Raw genomic sequence first — 6533 nt, forward strand, 5'->3', positions numbered from 1 at the left:
GCCGACGCCGCGGGTGCCGCGGGTGCGGCGAACGCGGCCGGCCTGCCGGGTCCGGGCGCGCCGGACGCCCCGGGCTCGGGCGTGCCGGGTGCGCCGAAGGTCGACGACCTGCTGGTGCTGGGCGAGTTCGGCACCGGCGTGCCGGTGTTCCTCGCCGGCTCCGACGGGGTGGCCCGGGGCCGGGTGACCACCTAGTGGCCGCCTCGGCGGAGGCCGGAGCACCGTTCCGGTCCGGGTTCGCCTGTTTTGTCGGACGGCCCAACGCGGGCAAGTCGACGCTGACCAACGCGCTCGTCGGCTCGAAGGTCGCCATCACCAGCGGCCGTCCGCAGACGACCCGGCATGCTGTGCGCGGCATCGTGCACCGCGACGACGCCCAGCTCGTCCTGGTCGACACCCCCGGCCTGCACCGGCCGCGGACCCTGCTCGGCCAGCGGCTCAACGACGTGGTCCGCGCGACCTTCTCCGAGGTGGACGTGGTCGCCTTCTGCGTCCCCGCGAACGAGGCGGTGGGCCCGGGCGACCGGTTCATCGCCGGGGAGCTCGCCCGGCTGCCCAAGCGGACACCACTGGTCGCGGTCGTCACCAAGAGTGACCTGGTGTCCGACCGGGACGCGCTCGGCGCGCAGCTGCTCGCGGTCTGCGCGCTGGCGGACTTCGTCGATGTGGTGCCGGTCAGCGCGGTGTCGTCGTTCCAGGTGGGACTGCTCGCGGACGTGCTGGTCAGCCGCCTGCCGCCCGGCCCGCCGCTGTACCCCGACGGCGAGCTGACCGACGAGCCCGAGCAGGTGATGGTCGCCGAACTCGTCCGCGAGGCCGCCCTGGAGGGGGTGCGCGACGAGCTGCCGCACTCGCTCGCCGTCGTCGTCGAGGAGATGATCCCCCGCGAGGACCGCCCGGCGGACCGGCCGCTGCTCGACGTCCACGTGAACGTCTACGTCGAGCGGCCGAGCCAGAAGGCGATCGTCATCGGCGCGAAGGGTGCCCGCCTCAAGGACGTCGGCACGCGCGCCCGCACCCAGATCGAAGCCCTGCTCGGCACCCCCGTCTACCTGGACCTGCACGTCAAGGTCGCCAAGGACTGGCAGCGCGACCCCCGCCAGCTCCGCAAACTCGGCTTCTGACCGGCCACGGCCGCGTGTCCGGCAGCGGCCGCGCGGCCGGCCACGGTCGCGGCGCCGAAAGGCCGCGGGTCCCGGAGGCGACGAACTTGACCTCGGGATCGGCGTCGCGAGATTTTCAACAAATGGTTGTTTGGCCTGTTCGAAAATGAGCGTGGACACGTCCTCCGGTGGCGCTGTGGGGGGCAGGCGGATCGACCACGTGGCGATCGCCCTGCCGGACATGGCAGAGGCGGCACCTCTGTTGCTGGACACGCTCGGTGGCGTGTTCATCAAGGGCGGTGACAGCGACGAGACGGGCATCCGTCTGACGCACATCGGTTTCCCCGGTTTCAAGATCGAAATCATGCAGCCGCTCAGAGCGGACTCCGTCCTCGCCGAGAACCTGCGGCGCAAGGGGCCCGGGCTGCACCACGTGACGTTCATCGTCGACGACGTCACCGACACCGACACCCGCCTGCGCGCCCGTGGCTACGCCACGGCGGGCCTCGACATCTCCTCCTCGGCGTGGAGCCAGACGTACATCCGCCCGAAGCTCACCTTCGGCGCGCTGCTCCAGTTCGTCGCCACCGACCTGGACTGGCACACCCCGACCGAGCAGTACACCTTCGAGGACGTCCTCGCGGCAAAACTCGTCTGGCGCGACTACGTGGCCTGCTTCCGCGACACCCAGCCCGAGAGTACTTTTTGACGCCAGCCACGAGAGGCCAGCAGGGCCGGGGCACAGGAACGGGGTAATTGCGCATATGTTCCGCACGCTCGCCCACGAGGAGCGCGCACTCGTGGAGGAACGGGTCGCCGAGGAGCCTGCCTGGCCGCACTGGCTGCCGGCAGCCGAGCGTCGCCGGTGCGTCGATGATCTTCTAGGGCATCTCGCCGCTGGCGCGGAGACGGGCACGCTGCTGCCGTTCGCCCGGGCGCTCGCCCAGTGGCGCTCCACCGCGGAGGTCTGGAGCGACCCCGACCTCGCCCGGCGGCTCCAGGGCCCCTTCCCCGGCGACGGCGCGCCGATCGAACGCCCCACCGTCCCGCCCGCATGACCGGACGCGGAGGCGAGCCGTAGGTCAAATCCGTGGTCATAGCAACGTTTTCCACCTACGGCTTCCGCCTCTGTAGGTAGAAAACGTCGTCCCGACAGCGGTTTTCACCTACCCTCGGCGGACGCCGGCCATGGTCGCGAGTGGGAACCGTCGTCGTGTCATGCAGATGTTCTTCTGTTGCCGGTCAGCGGCGGCGGAACAGGCCCTGCGATGGTGGCTCGGACGGCGGCCGCGGGGGAAGGCGGGCCGGTGGGGCGGCCTTGGGAGCGACGGGGTGCCAGCCCGCGGGCAGCGGCAACGGCGCGTCCTCGGGCAGCCGGCGGATGGTCGGATCGTACGGATCAAGCTCGCCTATGTCGAAGCGGACATTTTTGATCTTCCACTGAAACGAGTCACCCGCTGTGCCAGCGAGTTTGTAAGAGCCGTCTGGCAGGAACACAGCCCACGTGTCTTTGGTGGGCCCGAGCAGCGTGGCGATCAGGGCGCCGGTGGCAGCGTCCCACAGGCGTACCGTGCCGTCGTTCGATCCGGAGGCGATGATGGATCCGTCCGGGGAGAATCGAACCGACCACACTGTGTCCGCGTGCCCTCTGAGGGTGCGCAGGTGTTCGCCAGTTGTGGTATCCCACAGCTGCACTGCGCGGTCACCGGCCGCGGCGGCGATGGTGGCTCCGTCCGGGGAGAACGCCACCGACCGTACCGAGCTCGTGCGGGAGCTGGGGATGGCGTGTCGGAGGTGCCCGGTGGCAGCGTTCCACAGGCGTACCGTGCCGTCGTTCGATCCGGAGGCGATGACGGCTCCGTCTGGGGAGAACCGCACGGACCATACTGTCCTGGTGTGCCCTTGGAGGGTGTGCAGGGGCTTGCCGGTGGTGGTGTTCCACAGCCGTACCGTACGGTCGCCGGCCGCGGCGGCGATGGTGGATCCGTCCGGGGAGAACGCCACCGATGACATCCAGCTTGTGCCGTTATCGGTGAAGGTACGTAGACATAGACCGGTGACGATGTCCCACAGGCGTACCGTGCCGTCGTTCGATCCGGAGGCAATGGTGGTTCTGTCGGGGGAGAACTCCACCGACCGTACCGGGCCGGCGTGGCCGGTGAGTGGCGGCAGGGGGCTGCCGGTGGCTATGTTCCACAGCCGTACCGTACGGTCGCCAGCCGCGGCGGCGATGGTGGATCCGTCCGGAGAGAATGCCACCGACGACACCAACTGGGTATGGTCGGCGAGAATGCGCTGTCGGCGGCCGGTGCGGACATCCCACAGGCTGACCGGTCCATCCTGCGTCCCGGTCGCCAGGAGCGTGCCGTCCGGAGAGAAAGCCACCGCTGTCGCGTCCGCCCTGTTTCTGGGCGAGGTCCTGGGAAGCGGGGTCAGTTGGGCGCGGTCACGGCCGGCTACCGCGGCGTCAGCCAGTTCGGACATGCTGCCGAGGTGTGTGGTCTGTCCTCCGAGGACGGCCGTGCGGTGCCAACGGCTGCCCGTTATGACCGCGTCGGTGAGGTTGACCTCGGTCAGTCGTGCGTGGGACAGGTCCGCGTCGGTGAGGTCGGCGCTGCATAGGTTGGCCTGATCGATTCGGGTGTGGTCGAGTTGTGTTCCGCGGAGCAGGGCGTCGTCGAGGCGGGAGTTACGGACTTTCGTGCTGGACAGCCGCGCTCCGGAGAGGTCCGCGTGGGTGAGGGTGGCGTTCTCGATGGTGGCGCCGGTCAGGTTCGCCTCGCGCAGGTCGGCGCCGGTCAGGTCGGTGTGGGCGATCCGGGTGTCGGTCAGGTTCGCCCGGCGCAGGTCGGCTTCCCGCAGGTCCGACCGATTGGACAGGTCCTGGCCGGCGAGGTCGGCACCGGCGAGTTTTGCTCTGATACGCAGTCGTACGCCCAGCCGGCGGGCCACGAGCAGCGCGTTCGCCTTCGCAGCGGTGGCGGCGTGCGGGTCGTCGATCATGTTCTGGGCCCATCTGCTGGCCTGGTCGCGTCCGATGAGGTTCACGAAGAAGTCGGCCATCAGCTCCGTCATCTTCCCAGCCCCCAGCAGCTCCCGCGCGCTGCCCGCGGCGAACTGGCGGGCGGCCTCGGCGGCGACCAGGTACTCCATCACCGAGGAGTGGATGAACGAGAACCGGCCGTCGGCGTCCCGCACGAGCAGGGTGCCTGAGCCGATCATCTGGGTCAGCTCGTCACCGGTGAGTTCCGCCGGGTTGCTCATGCTCGCGAGCACCGCGGCGGCGGTGGCCGACAGCTCCTCCACACCGATGTGACGTTCGGTGCTGCCCCAGAGGGTCAGGGCCAGGCGGGTGGCCGCGTCCAGCCGGTCGGCCTTGGACAGCGAGGGTGACGCTCCACCCGGGTGGGCGCGCCGCTCCTCGTGGTCGAGCCAGGTGTCGACCAGCTCCCGGTACAGGTTGGCCGGGTGGATCGTCCCGTCACCGCCGCGAGCCTGCCGCAGCCGCTTGTCCTCCAGGGCCGTGATGAAGGACAGCATCCGGGGATTGCGCGAGAGCCCTGGCAGGTCACGGATGCCGCGGATCAGCGTCATCCGTTCGTCGGCCCGCTGCCTGGCCTGGGCCCGGTGGTGTGCCAGGTCGGGCGCCGAGCCGGGTGTCGGGCCGGTCGTGCGCACCCTCAGGTCCCGAATGTATCGCTGGACCAGGAAGCTTTCGATCTGGGTGTCGGTGAAGTCCTCGATCCGGACGATGCGCCGGCCCGGGATCAGGTCGACCCGTTGGGCGAGGGCCTTGAACACCTGGTCGTCGGTGAGGAAGTACTGGGTGCGGCTGGTCAGCACGATCTTCGCCTGGCCGCGGACGGCCGCCAGCAGCGTGCCGAGATGCTCGGCCGCGCGGTCGTAGGTCACCCGCAGGGCCAGTTCGTCGAACCCGTCGAAGAGCAGGATGACCCGGCCCGCGTCCAGCATGTAGCGGAACGCCGCGAGGTCGAACCGGGTCTGCTCGCTGTTCGCCAGATGGGCCGCCACCAGCGTGTCCAGGTCGTGCGACTTCTCCAGCCCGCGTAGCTCGATCAGCATCGGGGTCACGTACCGCCGGTCGGTGGGCAGCCGCCGGGCCAGTTCGCGCAGCAGGAAGGTCTTGCCCCGGCCGAAGTCGCCGAGGATCAGGACGAACCGGGACTGGTCGGTGGTCAGCCAGCCGGTCACGTCCGCGAGCGCGTCCTGTGACGACGGCCGGTCCCGTCCGTCCAGGCGGGTGGCGCGTTGGGGTACGTACAGCTCCGGGGGGTAGATCTGGTCGGATTCCAGCCGGCGGGTCTGCCGGTTGAGGTAGCCGCGCAGGTCCAGCACGCCCTGGTATTCCGGCATGCTCAGCAGCCGCACGCCGTCCCGTACGGCCCGTGCGACCAGGTCGGGGCCGGCCTGCTCGTCCCCGCAGTAGACCAGGTCGCAGAACAGCGTCGGGCTCGTGGCAAGGTAGGGCCGGTGGATCGTCCGGACGAACTCCGCCAGCGCGTCGGCATCGGCGTTGCCGTCGAGCAGGCCGATCACACGCTGCTCCACCACCTGCCCCTCGGCGCGCCAGACCCGCAGGTGGGCGGCTCGTTCCCCGGCGGCCTCCACCCGCTCGACCGTCGCGGCCGGGTAGCGCAGCCTGGCCACTTCGGCGGCGTCGTCCAGCAGGTCCCGAGGACGGTCACGGGGCCACGGCGGTGGCAGGGGTGTCTCGTCGGGGTCAGGCGGTCGGGGCCGTCGCTTGTTGCAACCGTTGGGGTCGCTTCGGGCTGGCGGGGGAAAGACGGCGTGCGCCGAGGTGAGGTCGTGGGACGTGTGGGCCGGTTGCCGCCGGCCGGCAGGGCTGTGAGCGGGCGCGAAACAGGTGAACCCCGTCCGGTTGATCCGGATCACCTGGTAGCGCAACCCGCCGTCATTCTGTCGCAGCGGGGGCGTGGGCAGGCCCGAGGGGAGCGTGCGCGCGTCTGTGTCCTGCCCGTGCAGCAGCAGGTTCAGGTGAGGGGCAAGAATCCGGTCGAGCTCTTCGGTGTCCCGCAGGACGCCGTCCTCGGATATCCCCGGCGGGCGCTCGTCAGGATTCTCGCCGGCGGGGCTGTGGTGCACGGCGCCGATCCGCAGCCAGCCGTCCCGGGTGAACTCGTGCAGGGCGTCGGCGACGCTGCCGAGCTGCTCGGTGCCCAGCCAGCCGTGGTGCACCAGATGTGACTGGGCCATCGTCGAGTTCAGCCCCGCCACCACGACCTTCAGGCCGGGCATGGCGAAACGCGACCATTCTTCACCGACCTGGAAAACGATGTCCGTGTCCGGGTCGTAGAAGTGGCGCAGCAGCTTGTTGAAGAACTTCCATTTCGGCGAGTACGGCGGGATCGGCTCCTTGCCCTCGGCTTCCTGCTGAAGAAAGTGCGCCTC

General features: G+C 70.0%; 4 protein-coding genes and 1 pseudogene. 4 read left to right on the forward strand and 1 reads right to left on the reverse strand.

Going from position 1 to position 6533, the window contains the following annotated elements; all coding sequences use genetic code 11:
• The 4 genes and pseudogenes from NBX02_RS07670 to NBX02_RS07685 form a co-directional block, all read left to right on the forward strand.
• Nucleotides 1–195 (forward strand): annotated as a pseudogene (locus tag NBX02_RS07670) (cytidine deaminase); the annotation flags it as partial.
• Nucleotides 195–1124, forward strand: a complete 930-nt coding sequence (gene era, locus NBX02_RS07675) for a GTPase Era (protein WP_250287074.1) — start codon at nt 195–197, stop codon at nt 1122–1124. The pseudogene NBX02_RS07670 and the gene era, both read left to right, overlap by 1 nt.
• A 145-nt stretch (nt 1125–1269) precedes the next feature.
• Complete coding sequence (locus NBX02_RS07680; RefSeq protein WP_250287076.1) at nt 1270–1812, forward strand: VOC family protein; 543 nt, start codon at nt 1270–1272, stop codon at nt 1810–1812.
• A 55-nt stretch (nt 1813–1867) separates the two neighbouring features.
• On the forward strand, nt 1868–2161 hold the full coding sequence (locus NBX02_RS07685) for a hypothetical protein (RefSeq protein WP_250287078.1): 294 nt from the start codon (nt 1868–1870) through the stop codon (nt 2159–2161).
• A 184-nt stretch (nt 2162–2345) separates the two neighbouring features.
• Here the strand turns inward: NBX02_RS07685 and NBX02_RS07690 are convergent.
• Nucleotides 2346–6533, reverse strand: a 4188-nt coding sequence (locus tag NBX02_RS07690; protein ID WP_250290616.1) for a WD40 domain-containing protein, incomplete at its 5' end; no start/stop codon positions are given.

This window comes from Protofrankia sp. CiP1_Cm_nod1 (assembly GCF_920888515.1).
Classification (GTDB): domain Bacteria; phylum Actinomycetota; class Actinomycetes; order Frankiales; family Frankiaceae; genus Protofrankia.